The sequence below is a fragment of the Pseudogulbenkiania sp. FW507-F1 genome, assembly GCF_058781125.1.
Map to the genome: position 1 here is coordinate 28,034 of NZ_JBYSWM010000013.1, position 18,212 is coordinate 46,245.

General features: G+C 62.4%; 15 protein-coding genes and 2 tRNA genes. 7 read left to right on the forward strand and 10 right to left on the reverse strand.

The window, feature by feature from the left end:
- The first annotated feature begins 99 nt into the window (after positions 1-99).
- Together AC3WG5_RS10380 and AC3WG5_RS10385 are read left to right on the forward strand one after the other, a co-directional pair.
- Positions 100-175 (forward strand) — tRNA-Val (locus AC3WG5_RS10380).
- Between the two features lie 9 nt (positions 176-184).
- Positions 185-261: transfer RNA gene (locus tag AC3WG5_RS10385), tRNA-Asp, on the forward strand.
- Positions 262-359: 98 nt separating this feature from the next.
- Here the strand turns inward: AC3WG5_RS10385 and AC3WG5_RS10390 are convergent.
- The 4 genes from AC3WG5_RS10390 to pmbA form a co-directional block, all read right to left on the reverse strand.
- Positions 360-851 (reverse strand): disulfide bond formation protein B, encoded by a 492-nt coding sequence (locus AC3WG5_RS10390; protein WP_492568609.1) that lies wholly within the window; start codon positions 849-851, stop codon positions 360-362.
- Between the two features lie 54 nt (positions 852-905).
- Complete coding sequence (locus tag AC3WG5_RS10395; RefSeq protein WP_482581099.1) at positions 906-2,051, reverse strand: patatin-like phospholipase family protein; 1,146 nt, start codon at positions 2,049-2,051, stop codon at positions 906-908.
- 63 nt (positions 2,052-2,114) lie between these two features.
- Positions 2,115-2,732, reverse strand: coding sequence for a DNA-3-methyladenine glycosylase family protein (locus AC3WG5_RS10400; RefSeq protein ID WP_492568610.1), 618 nt, complete (start codon positions 2,730-2,732; stop codon positions 2,115-2,117).
- Complete coding sequence (gene pmbA / locus AC3WG5_RS10405; protein WP_492568611.1) at positions 2,729-4,075, reverse strand: metalloprotease PmbA; 1,347 nt, start codon at positions 4,073-4,075, stop codon at positions 2,729-2,731. Before pmbA ends, AC3WG5_RS10400 begins: the two co-directional genes overlap by 4 nt.
- A gap of 97 nt (positions 4,076-4,172) precedes the next feature.
- Here pmbA and yjgA point away from each other — a divergent pair, with 97 nt between their 5' ends.
- The 5 genes from yjgA (at position 4,173) to AC3WG5_RS10430 (ending at position 8,835) form a co-directional block, all read left to right on the forward strand.
- Complete coding sequence (gene yjgA / locus AC3WG5_RS10410; RefSeq protein WP_085277102.1) at positions 4,173-4,718, forward strand: ribosome biogenesis factor YjgA; 546 nt, start codon at positions 4,173-4,175, stop codon at positions 4,716-4,718.
- Positions 4,715-5,296, forward strand: coding sequence for a molybdopterin adenylyltransferase (mog, locus tag AC3WG5_RS10415; RefSeq protein ID WP_492568612.1), 582 nt, complete (start codon positions 4,715-4,717; stop codon positions 5,294-5,296). Before yjgA ends, mog begins: the two co-directional genes overlap by 4 nt.
- Positions 5,296-6,258, forward strand: coding sequence for a YheT family hydrolase (locus AC3WG5_RS10420; RefSeq protein WP_492568613.1), 963 nt, complete (start codon positions 5,296-5,298; stop codon positions 6,256-6,258). Before mog ends, AC3WG5_RS10420 begins: the two co-directional genes overlap by 1 nt.
- Before the next feature lie 19 nt (positions 6,259-6,277).
- Complete coding sequence (gene trpC / locus AC3WG5_RS10425; RefSeq protein ID WP_492568614.1) at positions 6,278-7,072, forward strand: indole-3-glycerol phosphate synthase TrpC; 795 nt, start codon at positions 6,278-6,280, stop codon at positions 7,070-7,072.
- Positions 7,073-7,317: 245 nt separating this feature from the next.
- Entirely contained in the window at positions 7,318-8,835 is a 1,518-nt protein-coding gene (locus AC3WG5_RS10430; protein WP_492568615.1) for a cyclic-di-GMP receptor FimW-related protein, read from the forward strand.
- A gap of 62 nt (positions 8,836-8,897) precedes the next feature.
- Here AC3WG5_RS10430 and AC3WG5_RS10435 read toward each other — a convergent pair whose 3' ends face one another.
- The 6 genes from AC3WG5_RS10435 to AC3WG5_RS10460 form a co-directional block, all read right to left on the reverse strand.
- Entirely contained in the window at positions 8,898-10,100 is a 1,203-nt protein-coding gene (locus AC3WG5_RS10435) for an acetyl-CoA C-acyltransferase (RefSeq protein WP_482581091.1), read from the reverse strand.
- Positions 10,101-10,297: 197 nt separating this feature from the next.
- A complete protein-coding gene (locus AC3WG5_RS10440; protein ID WP_492568616.1) occupies positions 10,298-12,673 on the reverse strand; it encodes a 3-hydroxyacyl-CoA dehydrogenase/enoyl-CoA hydratase family protein in 2,376 nt (791 codons plus the stop codon).
- A 117-nt stretch (positions 12,674-12,790) separates the two neighbouring features.
- Positions 12,791-14,251, reverse strand: coding sequence for an OmpP1/FadL family transporter (locus tag AC3WG5_RS10445; RefSeq protein ID WP_492568617.1), 1,461 nt, complete (start codon positions 14,249-14,251; stop codon positions 12,791-12,793).
- 195 nt (positions 14,252-14,446) lie between these two features.
- A complete protein-coding gene (locus AC3WG5_RS10450; protein ID WP_008953592.1) occupies positions 14,447-14,827 on the reverse strand; it encodes an acyl-CoA thioesterase in 381 nt (126 codons plus the stop codon).
- Positions 14,828-14,928: 101 nt separating this feature from the next.
- Positions 14,929-17,382, reverse strand: coding sequence for an acyl-CoA dehydrogenase (locus AC3WG5_RS10455; RefSeq protein WP_492568618.1), 2,454 nt, complete (start codon positions 17,380-17,382; stop codon positions 14,929-14,931).
- A gap of 117 nt (positions 17,383-17,499) precedes the next feature.
- Positions 17,500-18,135, reverse strand: a complete 636-nt coding sequence (locus tag AC3WG5_RS10460) for a TetR/AcrR family transcriptional regulator (protein WP_014087665.1) — start codon at positions 18,133-18,135, stop codon at positions 17,500-17,502.
- Positions 18,136-18,212 lie beyond the last annotated feature (77 nt).

An 18,212-nucleotide genomic window follows, 5' to 3' on the forward strand; every position in this document is an offset into this window, starting at 1 on the left:
GTGGTAGTTCAGTTGGTTAGAATACCGGCCTGTCACGCCGGGGGTCGCGGGTTCGAGTCCCGTCCACTCCGCCAACAATACAAGCAGTACCCAGAATTCGGGCGTTTAGCTCAGTTGGTAGAGCGTCTGCCTTACAAGCAGAATGTCGGCGGTTCGACTCCGTCAACGCCCACCAAGTTTGTGTGGAGTGGTAGTTCAGTTGGTTAGAATACCGGCCTGTCACGCCGGGGGTCGCGGGTTCGAGTCCCGTCCACTCCGCCAACAATAGAAAAAGCAGCCCGAAGGCTGCTTTTTTTGTTTTCCAGACACTTTCAACCTCTGGCTGGGCGATCAAACCGATCGCCCAGCCCCTCCGAGGCTTACTTCTTGGTAAAGAAAGCCTTCGCCAACAATACCAGAACCAGAGCAAAGAACACTCCGGTCCAGAACGGCATCGACATGCCGAGGAAAGTCCAGTCGATCGAGGCACACTCGCCACTGCCCTTGAGCACCTTGGACAGTACATTGCTCATCGGCATGGTTTCCAGCATGTAATCCAGGCCGGGACCGCAGGACGGGACCTGGCCGGGCGGCAGGTGTTGCAGCCAGACGTGGCGCACCGATACAGCCCCCCCACCCAGCGCCGCGATGGCCGCGAGGCCAGCCCAGAGCCGCCCACCGAGCTGGCCAGGGTTATGGATTGCCGCCAGCAGGGCAATGGCGCCCACGGCCATCACGCCGACACGCTGGAAGATACAGAGCGGGCATGGCTGCAGACCCCAGACATGCTGAGCGTACAAGGCAAAACCGATGGCCGCGGCGCAAGCCAGCGCGATCAGAAGAAAAATGCTTCGGCGACTATTCAGTCCCATTCCATACCCTTTACATAAAAAGAAACACAAACGCTATCGGAACTGTCGACCTGGTCAAAGTTCCAGAAATTCACCGATCGCCTGCTTTTGATTGAGCACGTCCTTGTAGCCCAAGGCGATCAGTTCACGGCAATACTCGGGTTCGAACAACAAATAGCTGGCCAGCACGCTACCGCGCTTGCGCGTGGCCCCAGCCCCTTGCATGACGAAACGCATCACCCGGGGGAATCGCCCGCTATGACGATAGGCAATTTCCTCCAGAGAGCGACTGGGGTTCAGCACAAACGCCTCGACCCGGCGCAGCGGGGTCTGCTCGGCCAGTTCGGGATAGGCCTGCAACAGGGAAACGGTATGGTTGATACGGAGCAGACGCTCCATGTCGGATGACAAGCTATCGAGAAAGACGCTATCCAGCAGATGGCCGAAAATCTGTGCCGGCGACGGAGCGGCTCCTCCTCCACCCTGCCGGCGTTCGGCTTGAGCGACGTCGCGGCCCCCGACCCCGACTATGAACAGCTTCTCTGCCCCCATGTGTAGCGCGGGTGACAACGGCGCCATCTGTCTGACGGCGCCATCGCAGTAGTAACGGTTGCCGACCTGGGCCGAGGGAAAGATCAGGGGGATAGCCGAGGTGGCCATCAGGTGATCGACGCCAAGTGTCTCACGCACGCCGGCGCGCCGGTAGCGCGACCAGGGCTGGATGCTGTCGTCCCCCTGGAAAAAGGTTTCCGACATGCCCGAGCTGTAGCAGGAAGCGGTCAGCGCCACCGCACGCAACGCGCCGGCACGAATGGATTGCTCGATCCCTTCGAATTGCATGACGCTGGAGAGCAGTTCGCGCAGGGCGGAGTTGTCGAGAAAACTGCGCGGATTGGTCCAGATACGCCCGCCGCTCAACACCGAGACGCCAAAATGCAGGAAGGTCTTGAGGAAGTAGGCCAGACTCGGGTCGTAGATGTACTCGATGTGCACCTGCTTCCAGACCTGCGCCAGGTAGCCTGCGGCACGACGAAAATCGGTGGCGCCGGCAGCCATGGCCACGGCATTCACGGCACCGGCAGACGTGCCGGAAATAATCGGAAAAGGATTGCGGGAAGGATCCGGCAGCAGTTTGGACAGGGCCAGCATGGCTCCGGCCTGATAGGCAGCACGCGCCCCGCCTCCCGACAGGATCAGCGCTACAGTGGATTTGCCCGACATGGCGGCACCTCTTCAGGATGCTTCAAATAAGGAGTCTCGCCTTCACCATCCATCCCGGAGTCGTCAATACACCACTTCCAGCGGCTCGACGTGACGCCACAAGTACCAGCTGGCCACGCTGCGCCATGGCCGCCAGCGCTCGCCCAGCTCGCGCAGAGCGGCGGGGGTTGGCCGAAGCCCGTCCAGATACAGCCCGGACACCGCACGCTGCAGGCCGATGTCGTCGATTGCCCAGACATCGGGCCGCGCCAGATGGAAGATCAGGAACATTTCCGCCGTCCAGCGGCCGATGCCACGTACGGCAACCAGCTCCCGGATGATGTCCTCGTCGCCGAGCGCCGGGAACGACTGCGGGTCGATACGGCCATCGGCAAAATGCCGAGCCAAATCCTGCACGTAGTCGGCCTTGCGCGCCGACAGGCCGACTTGTCGCAGGGCATCGACCGACGCGGCCAGGATGCTGTCCGGGCTGTCGCAGCGGACCATTGCCGACAGCCGGCTCCAGATGGCGTCGGCGGCCTTCAGCGAAATCTGCTGGCCGACAATGGCCCGCAGCAAGGTTTCGAAGGGTTGTCCGCGCGTCACCAGCCGTGAGCCAGGAAAGCGTGCGATCAGCCCGGCCATGACCGGATCGGCTTCGGCCAACCCTTCGCAAGCGGCCTGCCACTCGGCCGGCGTCATGCCCCCTGGCCTGCCACCATCATTGACTCGATCAGGATGGAGCCCACGTGTTTGGCCCCGCGCACCAGCACGTCGTCGCCGATGCCCACCACCTGCCGGAGCATGTCGCGCAGATTGCCGGCGATGGTGATCTCCTCCACGGCATGGGCAATAACGCCGTTCTCCACCCAAAAGCCCGCGGCGCCCCGCGAGTAATCGCCGGTCAGCGTATTCACGCCGTGACCGAGCAATTCGGTGACCAGCAGCCCGGTTCCCATCTTGCTCAGCAAATCGTCGAAGCTGTCGCCGGTGGAATGCACGATGAGATTGTGCGGCCCGCCGGCATTACCGGTGGTTTCCATGCCGAGCTTGCGCGCCGAATAGCTGCTGAGCATGTAGCCCTTCAGTACGCCGTTGTCCACCAGCCGGCGGGCGCAGGTTTCCACTCCCTCGCTGTCGAAGGGGCTGCTGCCGAAGCCACGCAGCAGGAAGGGATCTTCATCGATCACCACGCAAGGCGAGCACACCGGTTTGCCGAGGCTGTCGAGCAGGAAGCTCGATTTGCGATAGAGCGCACCGCCACTGATGGCGGACACCAGATGGCCGATCAGAGACGCCGCCACCGGCGCCTCGAACAGCACCGGATACTGGCCCGTCGCGATACGGCGGGCATTGAGGCGACGTACCGTGCGCTCGCCGGCACGGGCGCCGACCTGCATTGCGCTCTCCAGATCCTCACGGTGGCGAGCGGCGCTGTACCAGTAGTCGCGCTGCATCGCCTCGCCTTCGCTTGCGACCACCGCCGCCGACAGACTGTGGCGCGACGACGGGAAGCCCCCGACAAAGCCATGGCTGTTGGCATAGATGAACTGGCTTTGCTGGGTGGAGACCGTGGCGCCTTCCGAATTGCTGATGCGGCTATCCACGGCCCGCGCCGCCTGCTCGCACTCGCGCGCGAGTTCGATCGCCTCGGCCACCGGCAAGGCCCACGGATGGTACAGCGCCAGATCGGGGAAGTCGGTGGCGAGCAAGGATGGCTCGGCCAGGCCGGCGCAATCGTCCGCAGCGGTGAAACGGGCGATGTTGACGGCAGCGCCGACCGTATCGGCCAGGGCCGTCGCGGTGAAATCGGAGGTGCTGGCGTGGCCCTTTTTCTGGCCGAAATACACCGTGACATCGACACCCTTGTCCTGATTGTATTCGATGGTTTCCACCTCACCGAGGCGGACGCTCACCGATTGCCCCGTGCCTTCGGAAATGTCCACCTCGCAGGCGGTTGCGCCCTGCTGGCGCGCCAGTTCCAGCACCTGTGCGGCAAGGCTTTCGAGGTGACTGCGGGTATAGCTGAAAGTGGTATCAGACATAGACTCTTTCACTGTTATCGGACGGCCGGATCAAGAACCGCCGGTCTAGGCTTTTCCGGTATCATACCAGCCTTGAAATATGAAGAGCTCGACAACGATGACCGATTACTTGAACGATAGTGCGGATCAGGAATTCAGCAAAACCCGCCGCAAGAAAGAAATGATCGCCCTGCAGGAGTTGGGTGAGGAATTGCTGCAACTCTCCAACGACCGCCTCAAGCAGATGACCCTGCCGGAAAACCTGGTGGAAGCCATTCGCGAATACAAGCGCATCTCCTCCCATGGCGCACGCAACCGCCAGGAGCAATACATCGGCAAGCTGATGCGCGATATCGACCCCGAGCCGATCCGCCAGCAACTGGCGGTGATCCGCGGCGAATCGGCCGAACATACCGGCTGGCTGCACCTCCTGGAGCGCTGGCGCGAGCGCCTGATGAGCGATGACAAGATGCTCGCCAGCTTTATTGCGGACTATCCTGAAAGTGACGCCCAGTACTTGCGCACGCTGATCCGCAACGCCCGCAAGGAACAACAGGACAACAAGCCGCCGAAATCCTTCCGGCTGCTGTTCCAGGCGCTCAAGGAAATCATCCCGGAACCGGGCAAGCCGACCGGGCAGCAAACCGAGGAACACGAAGAATGACACTGAAAATCGGCCTGGTTTCCATCTCCGACCGCGCCAGCCAGGGCGTGTACGAGGACAAGGGGATTCCGGCACTGCAGGAGTGGTTCGCCAGCGCCCTGAGCAGCCCGTTCACTACGCTGACCCGGCTGATTCCGGATGAGCAGCCGGTGATCGAAGCCACGCTGCGCGCACTGGTCGACGACGAAGGCTGCCATCTGGTCCTGACTACTGGCGGCACCGGCCCGGCACTGCGCGACGTCACGCCCGAAGCGACCCTGGCGGTGGCGGACCGCGTGATGCCCGGCTTTGGCGAACAGATGCGCCAGATCAGCTTGAAGTTCGTGCCGACCGCCATCCTGTCGCGCCAGGTGGGGGTGATTCGCAAGCAGTCGCTGATCCTCAACCTGCCGGGCCAGCCCAAGGCCATCAAGGAGACGCTCGAGGGCCTGCGGGACAGCGAAGGTAGCGTCATCGTACCGGGCATTTTTGCTGCCGTCCCCTACTGCCTCGACCTGATCGGCGGCCCCTACGTAGAGACGCAGGAGGCGGTGGTCAAGGCTTTCCGACCGAAGTCCGCGCAGAAACCGGTGCCGTAATGCACTACCAGGCCCCCCTCTGGCTCAAGGGTGGCCACGCCCAGACGGTGTGGCCGGCCCTGTTCATCCATCTGCCGCGCCCGCCGTACCGGCGCGAAGTATGGAGCACGCCGGATGGGGGCGAGATCGCCGTCGACTGCATCGACGGTGATGGCGGCGCCCCCTTGGTGGTGCTGTTCCATGGGCTGGAGGGCGACAGCGACAGCCATTACGCGAAGGCGCTGATGCTGGAGGTCCAGGCACGCGGGTGGCATGGCGTCGTGCCGCACTTTCGCGGCTGCGGAGGTATCAGCAACACCCTGCGCCGCGCCTACCACGCCGGCGATTCGGCCGAGATCGGCTGGATCCTGCAAAGGTTGGCCGAAAGCCACGCCGTGGTGCTCACCGCCGGCGTCTCGATCGGCGGCAACATGCTGTTGAAGTACCTGGGCGAGCATGGCCGCCGCGCCCTGCCGCTCGCCGCCGCCGCCATCTCGGTTCCGGTGGACCTCGCCGCCGCCAGCGCACAGCTTGACCACGGCCTCGGCAAGGTGATCTACACCCGCATGTTCATGGCCACCCTCAAGCCCAAGGCGCGCGAGCAACTTGCCCTCCACCCCGGCCTCTTCGACGCCTACAAGCTGGACCGCGCCAAGACCTTCCGCGAATTCGACAACCTTGTCACGGCACCAATACATGGGTACCGTGATGCCTTTGATTACTGGGACCGCGCCAGCAGCAAGCCCTTCCTGAGCCGGATCGAAACCCCGACCCTGGTGCTGAACGCCAAGAACGACCCCTTCCTTCCTCCCAGCGCCCTGCCCCTGCCGCAGGACACCAGCCGCTGGGTGACGCTGGAACAGCCGGAAGAAGGGGGGCACGTCGGCTTTCCCACCGGGCGCTTCCCCGGCCAGCTCGACTGGCTGCCCAAGCGCCTGCTGGCCTACTTCGACCAACAGCTCGCCGCCGGTCCCACGCCCTAACCGAGAGATTGCCATCACGATGTCCGACATCCTGAAGACCATCATAGCCACCAAGCACATCGAAGTGGCCGACTGCCTGAAAACCCGTTCCCTTGCGGACGTCCGCGCCGAGGCCGAAGCGCGCCGGGACGATCGCCGCGACTTTGTGGCCGCGATTCGCGCCAAGCATGCGGCAGGAAAGGCTGCCGTCATCGCCGAAGCCAAAAAGGCCAGCCCGAGCAAGGGCGTGATCCGTGCCGACTTCGACCCCGCCGCCATCGCCAGAAGCTACGCCGATCACGGCGCGGCCTGCCTGTCGGTGCTGACCGACCGCCAATACTTCCAGGGCAGTGCCGAGTATCTACAGGCTGCCCGTGCCGCCTGCGCACTGCCGGTGCTGCGCAAGGACTTCATGGTTGGCGAGTACCAGATCTACGAAGCACGCGCGATGGCCGCGGACTGCATCCTGCTGATCGCCGCGGCGCTGTCGCTGTCCGAGATGCGAGCCTTTGAAGCGCTGGCACTGGAGCTGGGCATGGCGGTACTGGTGGAAGTGCACGACGAGGCCGAGCTGGAACTGGCGCTGCAACTCGCCACCCCGCTGATCGGCGTCAACAACCGCAACCTGCGTACCTTCGAGGTCAGCCTCGACAACACCCTGAAGCTGCTGCCACGTATCGGCGAAGACCGCATCGCGGTGACCGAGAGCGGCATCCGTAGCGCCGAAGACGTACGACTGATGCGCGACCACGGCGTGCACAGCTTCCTGGTCGGCGAGGCCTTCATGCGCGAGCCAGACCCAGGCCTGGCGCTGGAGCAGCTGTTCCGCGGTTGAAGCGCCCCGGCCTCGGCCACCTTCGGCCAACGTGTTACCCTATGGGACACCGTTGGCCGCCCCCACCCCCGACGATGAAGGACGCCCTGAGCTGTCACCCGGCCGCGCTGGCCCCCAACCGCCACGGCCGCTGTCCACAACGGTAGTTTAACCGCTACCATTGCTTGGAACAGCTTTCACGACAAATGCAAACTAGCGTAAACTTGCCACGCAGTGGCATTCAAATTTCATAAAGCGTCACCCTCATGTTCGATTTCAAATCTCTAGTCAGCTCCCTGCTGAGCAAAGACTCCCCGGAAAGCGACATCCTGCCTTCCGCTACAGTCCTTGTCAGAGATCTGCCGCAAACCGAATACTTCACTGCGACCGTCGAAATCATCAAGGCAGTGGCCAAGATCAGCGCCGACGTCAAAATGTCGCTGAAGGAGCGGGTGCGCACGCTGCTGTACATCGATGAAAAGGCCCACAGCATCCAGCGCCGCCTGCGTAACGATTATCTGGATCAGAAGCCCGGCAGCAAGAACTACCTCCCGACTATCCTCGCCTACTGGCACGAGCTGGCCAATGCCTATCACATCTGCGTGCGCCTGGCCGAGAAATCCAACGGCTCGTCGCTCGACGACGAGCTGGCCCTGGCAACGCTGCGCGGCTTGAATTACCAGAAGCAGCTCGTCACCTGGAGCGCCATGCGCTACCTGAAGCCGGAGGCGACGGTGTGGCAGCAGGCCTACCGGTTCTACCAGTACGCGGAAGCGCATGACTTTTCCCGCACGCCGATGCGGCTGTTCGAGGACCACCCCTGGGAAGTCAGTTGCGAAACCGTATTGATACACGCCTGCATGATGCACTTGGCACAGACCGACAATATGCAGCAGACGGAAATCCTCGCGACCGACCGGCTGCTGAATCTCCTGTGTCAGCCCTTGAAACTCGATTTTCAGCCGCAACCGAAGCGCACCGTATTCCTCGTCAACCTGACCTTGCCGGAACCTCCCCGCCGCATGCTGCGCGGCATGGCCGGCAAGGACTGCCGCTACTGGAACACCGAACAGGTGACCCAAAAGCTGGCCGACCTGATGTTCGATCTGGACCAGCGCCTCCCCTCCGCGCTGGCCAATTTCGGGCTGGGACTCACCCAGAAGGACTGGTCAACGATTTGCGAAAAACTGGCGGTGCGCTGGTCCGACGATGGCGGGAAATCCCACCGCAAGGCCGAGCGCTCGCCCAAGCTGGAGTCGGCCACGGTCGACATCGGCTTCGAGCGCATCGCCTACCTGACCAAGGTCCAGGACGATGATCGCGCGGCCCCGCCCGAGAATGACGATTGGCGCATTACCGATTACAGCGCCACCGGATTGGGCCTGACCTACCTTGGCAAGAGTGTCGACGAGCTGGCACTGGGCCGACTGATCCGGGTCTGCTCGCTGTCGCATTCGGACGCCCTGGGCATCATTCGCCGCCTGTCCCGCCACAAGAACGGCACCCTGGTCGGTGTGGAAATCCTCGGCACCCAGCCCGCCGGCATCACCCTGATCGAGCCCGACAGCCCGGACAGCACCCCGGCCAGCGCTCTCTACATCACCCAGCTGAACTCTACCAAGAGCCAGCGCTGGTTCCTGATTCCCAAGGCACTCGCCGAACCTGGACGGGAACTGCATCTGGTCGCACAGGGCAAGACCTACAAGATACGGCTGAAATCCCCCAGCCAGGAGTTGCAGGAGTGCACCCACATCGACTTCGACACGCTGGCCAAACTCGAATAGCCATCGTCTCAATAAAAAACGCCAGCCCCTTGTGCTGGCGTTTTTCTTTGCGTGCATGCGGCTCAGAACACTTCCAGGATACCCGCCGCGCCCATGCCGGTCCCGATGCACATTGTCACCATGCCGTAGCCTTTCAGCCCCTGGTCACGCATGCCATGAACCAGCGTCGCAGTCCGGATGGCACCGGTCGCCCCCAGGGGGTGGCCCAGCGCAATGGCACCTCCGTGCGGGTTGACACGCACCGTATCCAGCTCGAGATCCCGGATGACCGCCAGCGCCTGGGCGGCGAACGCCTCGTTCAGCTCGATCCACTTGAGCTCCTCCTGCCCGATGCCAGCCTGGCGGCAAGCCGCCGGAATGGCCTCTTTCGGGCCGATCCCCATGATGGCCGGCGGCACGCCCTTGACCGCGAACGTCACATAGCGGCCGAGCGGGGTAAGGTTGAATTCCTTCAGCACCTTTTCCGATACCAGGATCACCGCGCCGGCACCGTCGGACATCTGCGAGCTGTTGCCCGCCGTCACCGAGCCCTTGGCGTCGAACACCGTTTTCAGCTTGGCCAGGCCTTCCGGCGAGGTATCGCGTCGCGGTCCTTCGTCGGTGTCCAGCATGCGGGTCTTGCTGATCACTTCGCCGGTTTCCAGGTTCGGCGTACGGTAGGTCACTTCCAGCGGGCTAATTTCATTCTTGAACTTGCCGCCGTCAATCGCGGCGATGGCGCGGCGGTGAGACTCCACCGCAAAGGCATCCTGGTCCTCACGCGACACATTCCACTGCTGCGCCACTTTCTCGGCGGTCAGCCCCATGCCGTAGGCGATGGCGTAGTTCTCGTCCTTGGCGAAAATGGCCGGGTTCAGCGACACCTTGTTGCCCATCATCGGCACCATCGACATCGACTCGGCACCGGCGGCGATCACCACGTCGGCCTCACCCATGCGGATACGGTCGGCCGCGATCTGCACCGCATTGATGCCGGACGAGCAGTAACGGTTGACGGTGATGCCGCCCACGGTGTCCGGCAGGCCGGCCAGCAGCACGCCGATGCGCGCCATGTTCAGGCCCTGCTCGGCCTCCGGGAAGGCGCAGCCCACCACGCAGTCGGAAATCCGGTTCGGGTCCAGCGTCGGCACCTGGGCCAGCGCGCCGGTGATGACGTGAGCCAGCATGTCGTCCGGACGGACGTGGCGCATCATGCCACGCGGCGCCTTGCCGACCGGGGTGCGCGTTACCGCGACGATGTAAGCTTCCTGTACTTGTTTAACCATGTTTGCAATTCTCCTGAGAGCAGACTGGACAAGCTCTCAACCTTGCCAGTCTGCCGGTATTCTGGCTGCCGTCCGAGCTTGAGGAAGAATCCGTCGTGAGCGGGCCGAGGTCAAAGTGAGGAACGCAGCTGTACAAGTGGTACAGCGAGTACCGCAGCTTGGCGATCGGCACGCGCAGCAGGATTATTCCCAAGCGATCAGTTGCGCAACGGCTTGCCGGTCGTCAGCATATTGGCGATGCGATCCTGGGTCTTGGAATTCTTCAAGAGCTTCATGAAGGCCTTGCGCTCCAGGTCGAGAATCCATTGTTCGTCGACTTCGGTGCCGGCCTCGAGATCGCCGCCGGTCATCACGTCGGCAATCAGCGAAGCGATGGTAAAGTCGTGCTCGCTGATGAAGTGCCCCTCCAGCATGTTGACCAGTTGCCCCTTGATCGACGCCGCACCGCTCCGGCCGGCCACCGCAAAACGCTTGATCTTGAGCGGCGGACGGTAGCCCGCTTCGGCCAAGGCCAGCGCCTGCTGCTTGGCCACATAGAGCAGTTCGTAGGCGTTGAACACCACGCAGTCGCTCTTGCGGAGGAAGCCGATCTCTTGCGCCTCGAGCGCGCTGGTGGCGACTTTGGCGGTGGCAATCGCCATGAAGTAATCCTTCAGCGCCGCCAGCACATCCCCCCTGGCCTCCTGGGAGGCCCGCAGGGCAAACTCCTTGCAACCGCCGCCGCCCGGCAGCAGGCCGACACCCACCTCGACCAGACCGATGTACGACTCCAGCGCGGCCACCACGCGGTCGCAGTGCATGACGAACTCGCAGCCGCCGCCGAAGGCGTAGCCCTGGGTTGCCGCAATGGTCGGAATCTGGCTGTAGCGCAGGCGCATGGAAGTGGCCTGGAAGCGGTTGACGATGCCGTCGATACTGTCCCAATCACCCATCATGAACGCCGGCAGCATCGACTGCAGATCGGCCCCGGCCGAGAACGGCTCTTCGGTCTGCCAGAGCACCAGGCCCTTGAAACGGGCTTCGGCGATATCGATGGCCTGGTTGAGCCCTTCCAGCACGTCCGGGCCGATGGTGTGCGCCTTGGTCTTGAACGACACCACCAGGATGCCGTCACCGGTCGTGAAGGCACGCACGCCGTCGTTCTCGAACACCGTCTCGCCCAACGGTGCCGTTGCCTCACCCAGCAGCTTGGCTGGCGCCAGCTGCCGCTGGTACACGTCCAGCGTCGAGCGGCCAATCAGCCGCGCCCCGGCGGCATCGTACGAGCCTTGGGCAAAGTGCACGCCGGCGCGATCGGATTCCAGCACCCAGGCCGGAAGGTTGGCCGAAGTCAGCGCCTTGCCGGCTTTGACCTCCTCGTCGATCCACTGCGCCACCTGCTGCCAGCCAGCCGCCTGCCAGGTCTCGAATGGGCCGACACTCCAGCCGAAGCCCCAGCGAATGGCAAAGTCCACGTCGCGCGCGCAGTTGGCGATGTCGCCCAAGTGGAAGCCGATGTAATGGAATACGTCGCGGAAGCAGGCCCACAGGAACTGCGCCTGCGGATGGCTGCTGGTGCGCAGCTTGCGGAATTTCTCCGCCGGGTCGGCGATCTTGAGGATGTCCTTGACGGCATCGTCCCCCTTCTCGCCGGCGCCCACGTACTCGCCCTTGAGCGGGTCGAGCACGAACATCTTCTTGCCGTCTTTCTTGTAAATGCCGACCTTGGTCTTGGCGCCCAGCGCACCCGCAGCGATCAACTTCTGCAGCCATTCCGGCGCTTTGAACAAGGGGTGCCACGGGTCGTTGGGCAGGGTGTCCTGCATGGTCTTCACCACGTGGGCAAAGGTATCCAGACCGACCACGTCGGCGGTGCGGAACGTGGCCGATTTCGGCCGTCCCAGGCGCGGACCGGTCAGGTCGTCCACCACGTCGAAGCGGATGCCGAATTTCTCGGCATTGGCGATGGTGGCCAGCATCGAGAACACACCGATGCGGTTGGCGACGAAGTTCGGCGTATCCTTGGCCCGCACCACCCCCTTGCCCAGCGTGGTGACGAGGAAACGCTCGAGGTTGTCGAGCATGGCCGCATCCGAACCCAGGCACGGGATGATTTCGACCAGGTGCATGTAGCGCGGCGGATTGAAGAAATGCACGCCGCAGAAGCGCGCACGCACTTCTTCCGGACAACTTGCCGCCAAGGCATTGATCGACAAGCCGGAGGTATTGGTGGCGAAGATGGTATGCGCCCCCAGATGCGGCGCTACCTTGCGGTACAGATCCCCCTTCCAGTCCATGCGTTCGGCAATGGCCTCGATCACCAGATCGCAGTCTTTCAACAGGGACAGGTCGTCGTCATAGTTGGCCGGCTGGATGTACTGCGCCAGTTCCGCCGCAGCCAGCGGCGACGGCTTGAGCTTCTTCAACCCGTCAATGGCCTTGAGGGCAATGGCATTTTTGTCCCCCTCCTTGGCCGGCAGGTCGAACAGGACCGTCGGCACCTTGGCATTGACCAGGTGGGCGGCAATCTGCGCGCCCATGACGCCGGCGCCGAGCACGGCCACCTTGCGCACAATGAATTTGGTGTGAGACATGGGTTTCCTCGTTGGTTGAAACAGGGTCGTGAGGCAGGCCCCTCATACCTGCCTTGCCTTGATGCAGCCGGGGGCAAGGCCCGGCTCTTGCTTTCACCCTTCTAACGCGTGAGGCGTTTAGAAGTGGTAGTTGTACTGCACGCCGACGATCTGCAGGTTGGTCTTGTATTCGCCCTTGGTGGTTTCGCCGTTGCCGGTGCAGGACGCACCGCCAGCCGGATTGCAGCTGTCGGTATAGTTCATGTTGCCATCCTTGAAGTAGACGTAGCTGTACGCCAGGTCCACCGAGGACTGCTTGTTGAGTTTGTAGTTGGCGCCCACCGAGAACCAGTAGCGGTCGCTGTCCGGCAACGCCGGGTGACGCAGGTTGTCGTTCTTCACCGGGGACTGGTCGTAGGCGACGCCGGTGCGCAGCAGCAAGTTGTCACTGTAGTGATAGTTCATCCCTAGCGACAGCTTGTAGGTGTTCTTCCATTGCTGGTTGATCACCAGGTCACCCTGCGCTACACCATTGACAGTGCTCTGCTGGATACGGATCTCGTTCAGGCGCGAGTGGCGGGTCCAGGTGAGATCGCCCATCACGTCGATCTTGTCGTTCAGCTCGTGAAAGAAGTTGGCCGAAGCGGACTCGGGAGTGACTACTTTGACGGTGGAATTAGAGTCCGGGTGTTCCATGCCGGCCAACGTTGCAACAGACGTGGAGCCAGGGACAGGCAAACCGGTGAGGATGGCATTGGGCACCGCGCCCGTTACATTGGAGAAGTCCCAGTCCCATGTCCCCTTGAGGGTGTGGTTCACCTTGGAACGGTAGGCCAAACCGAAGCGAGTACGGTCATCCAGCTTGAACATATAACCAACGTTCCAGCCGAAACCCCAATCGTCCCCGTTGACCGTGCCGGTGCCGTCGCCACTGATGCCATAGCTCGCCAAGGCCCCCTGAACAAGCGGACTCGTCGGCGACAGGCCCAGACGCTTGGCGGCCAACAAGGCGACCCCCGTCTTGGCGTCCGCCCCCTGCACCAGTTCGGCATCCATGTACTGCGCCGACACGCCGAAGCCGAGGGATTGGCGATCATCCAGCTTGAAGGAAATGGACGGATTGATATTGATCGTTTTCATATCAATCTTTTCCAGGCTGTAACGCCCGGCCCAATTGCTGCCGTAATCCAGCTTGGCGCCATACGGTACGAATATCCCCAGACCGATGTGCACCCGGTCGTTGAGCTGGTGGGTCAGATAAAACGACGGCGCCACCACCAAATCCGGCGCGTAGGTGCCGCCATTGCCGCTACCGGTCGATTGGCCAAGGTAGTTGGTGGAACCGTGATCGGTATAGGACGAGTCCGGAATGACGAAGGTCAGACCGCCTGCAAACTGGGTCCCTTCGAGCAAGGACATGCCCGCCGGGTTGTAGAACAATACCGAGGCATCCGCGGCTTCGGCGCTGTTGGCGTGAGATGTCCCCTGCGCCGAAACGCTTTGCGAGCCAAAGTGATAGCCCGAAGCCATGGCAGCAGGAACCGGCAGTCCGAACGCCAGTCCCACCATCACGGACAAGCTGAGACTCTTGAGTTTCATGTTATCCCTCTCCTTGTATCTTTTATTTGGCTAGATGCCTCGTGGCGAGATGCACTCATGTGGTGCCTACGCCTCGTCGATACTATTGAGGGCCCCTTGGCTTGTCCAGAAATTTACGATCGTTTGTTCGAAACGAACGTTTGATTCAACATAATGGCAACAGTAGGCCTTTCCGTTAATGGATACGCTAAAAAGTCAGTCGGCTTTGGACAGCAGGCGCGACTTGCCGTTGCTATCGATTGCTACAAACGTGACGATCACTTCCGTCACCAGCACCTCTTCTCCCTGCAAGCGCTCGGCCAGCACGCAAATCTTGAACGTCAGCGATTTCTGTCCGACACGCAAGGTGTCCACGTACAGGCTGACGGTATCCCCGACCTGAATCGGGGCGGCAAACTGGAAGGCATTGACCGCAACCGTGGTCACCGGCCCTTTCGACAAACGTTCGGCGACCATGCTGCCCGCCATGTCTATCTGCCCCATCAACCACCCGGCCTGAACCTGCCCATAGGCGTTGGTACTGGATGGCAGGGCCCTGACGCGCAGGGTCGGGATGCGGGCTTGCGATGTATTCATAGGGTTGTACTCCAACACAGGGTCGCTCCGGGAAATGGCGCTTCGGAAGAAAGCCCGTTCCCGGACGAACCGGCCCCGCTAGCGGAACCGGTCCTGGATGATCAGAAAATCAGACGCTCGAGCAAGGCCTCGTCATGCTGGGTCAGCGAACTGTCGAAGTCGTCGACCATGATGACGTCCCGCTTGAGCTTGCGCGCGCGTGTGACCGCATCGAACTCGGCCTGGGTGAGCAAGCCGGCATGCCGCGCTTCGGCCAACCTCTCGCGTGCCGTAATCGTGGCAAACCGGCCCTCGCGGGCCCACTTCCGCAGCCGTTGCTCGATAGGCTCGGTTTCGACGATTGCTTGTAACGCCGGGGCGAGCACCCCGACCGCATCGCGCTCGTCCTGCGGCACATACATGCCATGCGTCAGCCGGGCGCGGGTTCCGCCCTCCTCCATCATGGCACGCGCCACCCGGGTGCCGATCTTGTCGCCAGCCGGCTTGAGCGTCAGCCCCCACGGGAAGATCACCCGGCGCAACACGAACGACAACGCCCGATTCGGCAGGTTGGCCAGGAAACCGTCCATCGCCTGCTGCAACTCGTAGATCGCGTTTTCCACCGCCCATTGCAGCACCGGCAAGTCCTCCTGCGGCGCCCCGTCACGCTCGAAGCGCTTCAGACAGGCCGAGGCGATATACAGGTTAGACAACATGTCGCCAAGTCGAGCCGACAGTTTCTCACGGAATTTGAGGGTGCCGCCAAGACTGAACATGGCCATGTCCGACAGCAGGGCGAAGGCCGTGGAGAAACGGGTCAGCTGCCGATAATAGCGTGCCGTCGCACCCGCTTTGGGCGACATCGCCAGGCGGCTGCCGGTCAAGCCCAGCCAGAAGGAACGCACCACGTTGCTGATGACGAAATTGACATGCCCGGTGATGGCCAGATCGAACTCCCGGCCATCCTCCTCCATGGCCGCGCGCATCTCGCGCAAGACGAACGGATGGCAGCGAATGGCGCCCTGGCCATAGATGATCATCGAGCGGGTCAGTATATTGGCCCCTTCCACCGTGATAGCGATCGGGATCGACTGGTAGACTTGCGCCAGATAATTGCGCGGCCCCAGCACCACGGCCTTGCCGCCATGCACATCCATCGCGTCGTTCAGGGTTTTACGCATGCGCTCGGTATTGTGGTACTTCAGCACCGCCGACAGTACCGAGGGCTTCTCACCCATATCCAGGCCGGTCAGCGCCAGGTCCTGCGACGCTTCCATCTGGTAGGTGTAGCCGGCGATGCGTGCCATCGCCTCGTCCACCCCTTCGAACTTGCCGATCGGCAGGCCAAATTGATCCCGAATACGGGCGTAGGCACCGGTGACGTAGGTGGCGAACTTGCCCGAGGCGACCGACATGGCCGGCAGGGAGATGCACCGCCCTACCGACAAACACTCCACCAGCATGCGCCAGCCTTGGCCCGCGTAGTCTCGGCCACCAATGACCCACTCCAGTGGAATGAACACGTCCTTGCCCCAGGTCGGCCCGTTCATGAAGGCGGTGCCGCCCGGCCAATGGCGGCGTCCGATCATCACCCCGTGGTGCGTCGTCGGCACCAGGGCGCAGGTGATGCCGATCTCAACCTTGTCGCCCAACAGCCGGTCCGGATCGTACAGCTTGAAGGCCAGGCCGAGGATGGTCGCCACCGGCGCCAGCGTGATCCAACGCTTCTCCCAGCTCACACGGATGCCCAGCACGTTGTCGTGAAGCTCGCCGCTACGCGGGTCGGTATAAGAACCTCGGCACACCACGCCGTAGTCCGGAATACTGCCGGCGTCGGAGCCGGCATGCGGGCTGGTCAGGGCAAAGCACGGAATCTCCAGCCCCTGGGCCAGACGCGGCAGGTAGTAGTCTTTTTGCTCTGCGGTGCCGTAATGCTGCAGCAACTCCCCTGGCCCCAGCGAGTTGGGCACCATCACCGTGACTGCCGCCGTACCGCCGCGAGTGGCGATCTTGGTCACCACCTTGGCGTGGGCGTAATTGGAGAATTCAAGCCCGCCGTACTGCTTCTTGATGATCATGCCCAGGAAGCCGTTGTCCTTGATGAACTGCCACACCGCCGGAGGCAGATCCTTGAGCTCGTGGGTGACCTGCCAGTCGTCGACCATGCGGCACAGCGCCTCGGTCGGGCCATCGAGAAATGCCTGCTCCTCGGGCGTCAGCCGGGGCTCCGGATAAGACAACAGCCGTTGCCAGTCCGGCTTGCCGGAGAACAGGTCGCGATCCCACCACACCGTGCCGGCATTGATCGCTTCCTGCTCGGTCTGCGACATTGCCGGGGTAATCTTCTTGAAAAGCCGGAATAGCGGCCCGGTGAGCAAGGCCCGCCGCAATGGCGTGACATTCAGCACCAGCGCCAGGATGGTAAACACGATCCAGAGCGCGGCGGGAACCGGGACGTTGAGGGCGAACTGGGAGACCAGCAGCCAGCCGGCCAGGCCGATGGTCCAGGCCAGAACCGGAGCGCGAAAATACGCCAGCCCCCCGACCAGCGCGACAGCAAGGACGGTAGATATCATTATGGTGTTACCTCGTGTTGACCCTTCCCGACCCGGCCCCGCGCCCAAGCCCCTCACGGCCAGCCTTGGTGCGGCTTACCGTCACCCCGGCGGCTAAAAACGGAACTGGATCGCCCCTCAGGCAGGCGAAGTCAACCCGGCAACGACAAAGGGCACCAGATGCTTGACGATCATGTCCGGGTCCCGGGCAGAAACCACCTGGCTGCGCACGAAAATCTTCAGTACATCGTTACCGGCAAAGGCATTGAACATGACGCTGAAGGCAAAGTGCATCCTCCAGGCCAGTTCCTCCGTCCCCAGTTCCGGCAGCGCCTTCTGGAAAGCCACCGAGTAACGCTGGACAAACACACTGTATTGCTGGGAGATGACTTCACGCAGCTGACGGTGGTTTTCCACCAGGGTACGCGATAGCAGGCGGACAAACAGCGCCCCGCCGCGGGACGGGTCCTTGGACAAGGCAAGACAGGGTCGAATGAATGTCTTGACCAGGTCTTCGACTTCCAGCTTCCCGCCCTGCTGCTCCAGCTCGTCCAGTTCAGCCAGGCAACCCGAAATCAGCGGGGCAAGCCGGCGCATGAACACGGACTCGAACAGAGCATCCTTGGAACCGAAATGGTAGTTCACCGCGGCCAGATTGACTTCGGCCTGCTGCGTGATCATGCGAAGCGAGGTGGCCTCGAAACCGTGCTCGACGAACAGGCGCTCGGCGACATCCTGAATGCGCGTTGCGGTATCGGGTTTGCTCGCTTCCATGATCTCTGGTGCTTTCTTTGTTTTTACGGATTGACTTGCATTGCCCATAATAGCTCTCGAACAATCGTTTCAAACTT

Bases quoted from the DNA above. Each gene is read 5' to 3' on its own strand.
- AC3WG5_RS10430 (WP_492568615.1), top strand. From the start codon at position 7,318: ATGTTCGATTTCAAATCTCTAGTCAGCTCCCTGCTGAGCAAAGACTCC.
- AC3WG5_RS10450 (WP_008953592.1), bottom strand. From the start codon at position 14,827: ATGAATACATCGCAAGCCCGCATCCCGACCCTGCGCGTCAGGGCCCTG.
- AC3WG5_RS10440 (WP_492568616.1), bottom strand. From the start codon at position 12,673: ATGTCTCACACCAAATTCATTGTGCGCAAGGTGGCCGTGCTCGGCGCC.
- trpC (WP_492568614.1), top strand. From the start codon at position 6,278: ATGTCCGACATCCTGAAGACCATCATAGCCACCAAGCACATCGAAGTG.
- AC3WG5_RS10445 (WP_492568617.1), bottom strand. From the start codon at position 14,251: ATGAAACTCAAGAGTCTCAGCTTGTCCGTGATGGTGGGACTGGCGTTC.
- AC3WG5_RS10460 (WP_014087665.1), bottom strand. From the start codon at position 18,135: ATGGAAGCGAGCAAACCCGATACCGCAACGCGCATTCAGGATGTCGCC.
- AC3WG5_RS10400 (WP_492568610.1), bottom strand. From the start codon at position 2,732: ATGACGCCGGCCGAGTGGCAGGCCGCTTGCGAAGGGTTGGCCGAAGCC.
- AC3WG5_RS10390 (WP_492568609.1), bottom strand. From the start codon at position 851: ATGGGACTGAATAGTCGCCGAAGCATTTTTCTTCTGATCGCGCTGGCT.
- AC3WG5_RS10435 (WP_482581091.1), bottom strand. From the start codon at position 10,100: ATGGTTAAACAAGTACAGGAAGCTTACATCGTCGCGGTAACGCGCACC.
- AC3WG5_RS10395 (WP_482581099.1), bottom strand. From the start codon at position 2,051: ATGTCGGGCAAATCCACTGTAGCGCTGATCCTGTCGGGAGGCGGGGCG.
- mog (WP_492568612.1), top strand. From the start codon at position 4,715: ATGACACTGAAAATCGGCCTGGTTTCCATCTCCGACCGCGCCAGCCAG.
- AC3WG5_RS10420 (WP_492568613.1), top strand. From the start codon at position 5,296: ATGCACTACCAGGCCCCCCTCTGGCTCAAGGGTGGCCACGCCCAGACG.
- pmbA (WP_492568611.1), bottom strand. From the start codon at position 4,075: ATGTCTGATACCACTTTCAGCTATACCCGCAGTCACCTCGAAAGCCTT.
- AC3WG5_RS10455 (WP_492568618.1), bottom strand. From the start codon at position 17,382: ATGATATCTACCGTCCTTGCTGTCGCGCTGGTCGGGGGGCTGGCGTAT.
- yjgA (WP_085277102.1), top strand. From the start codon at position 4,173: ATGACCGATTACTTGAACGATAGTGCGGATCAGGAATTCAGCAAAACC.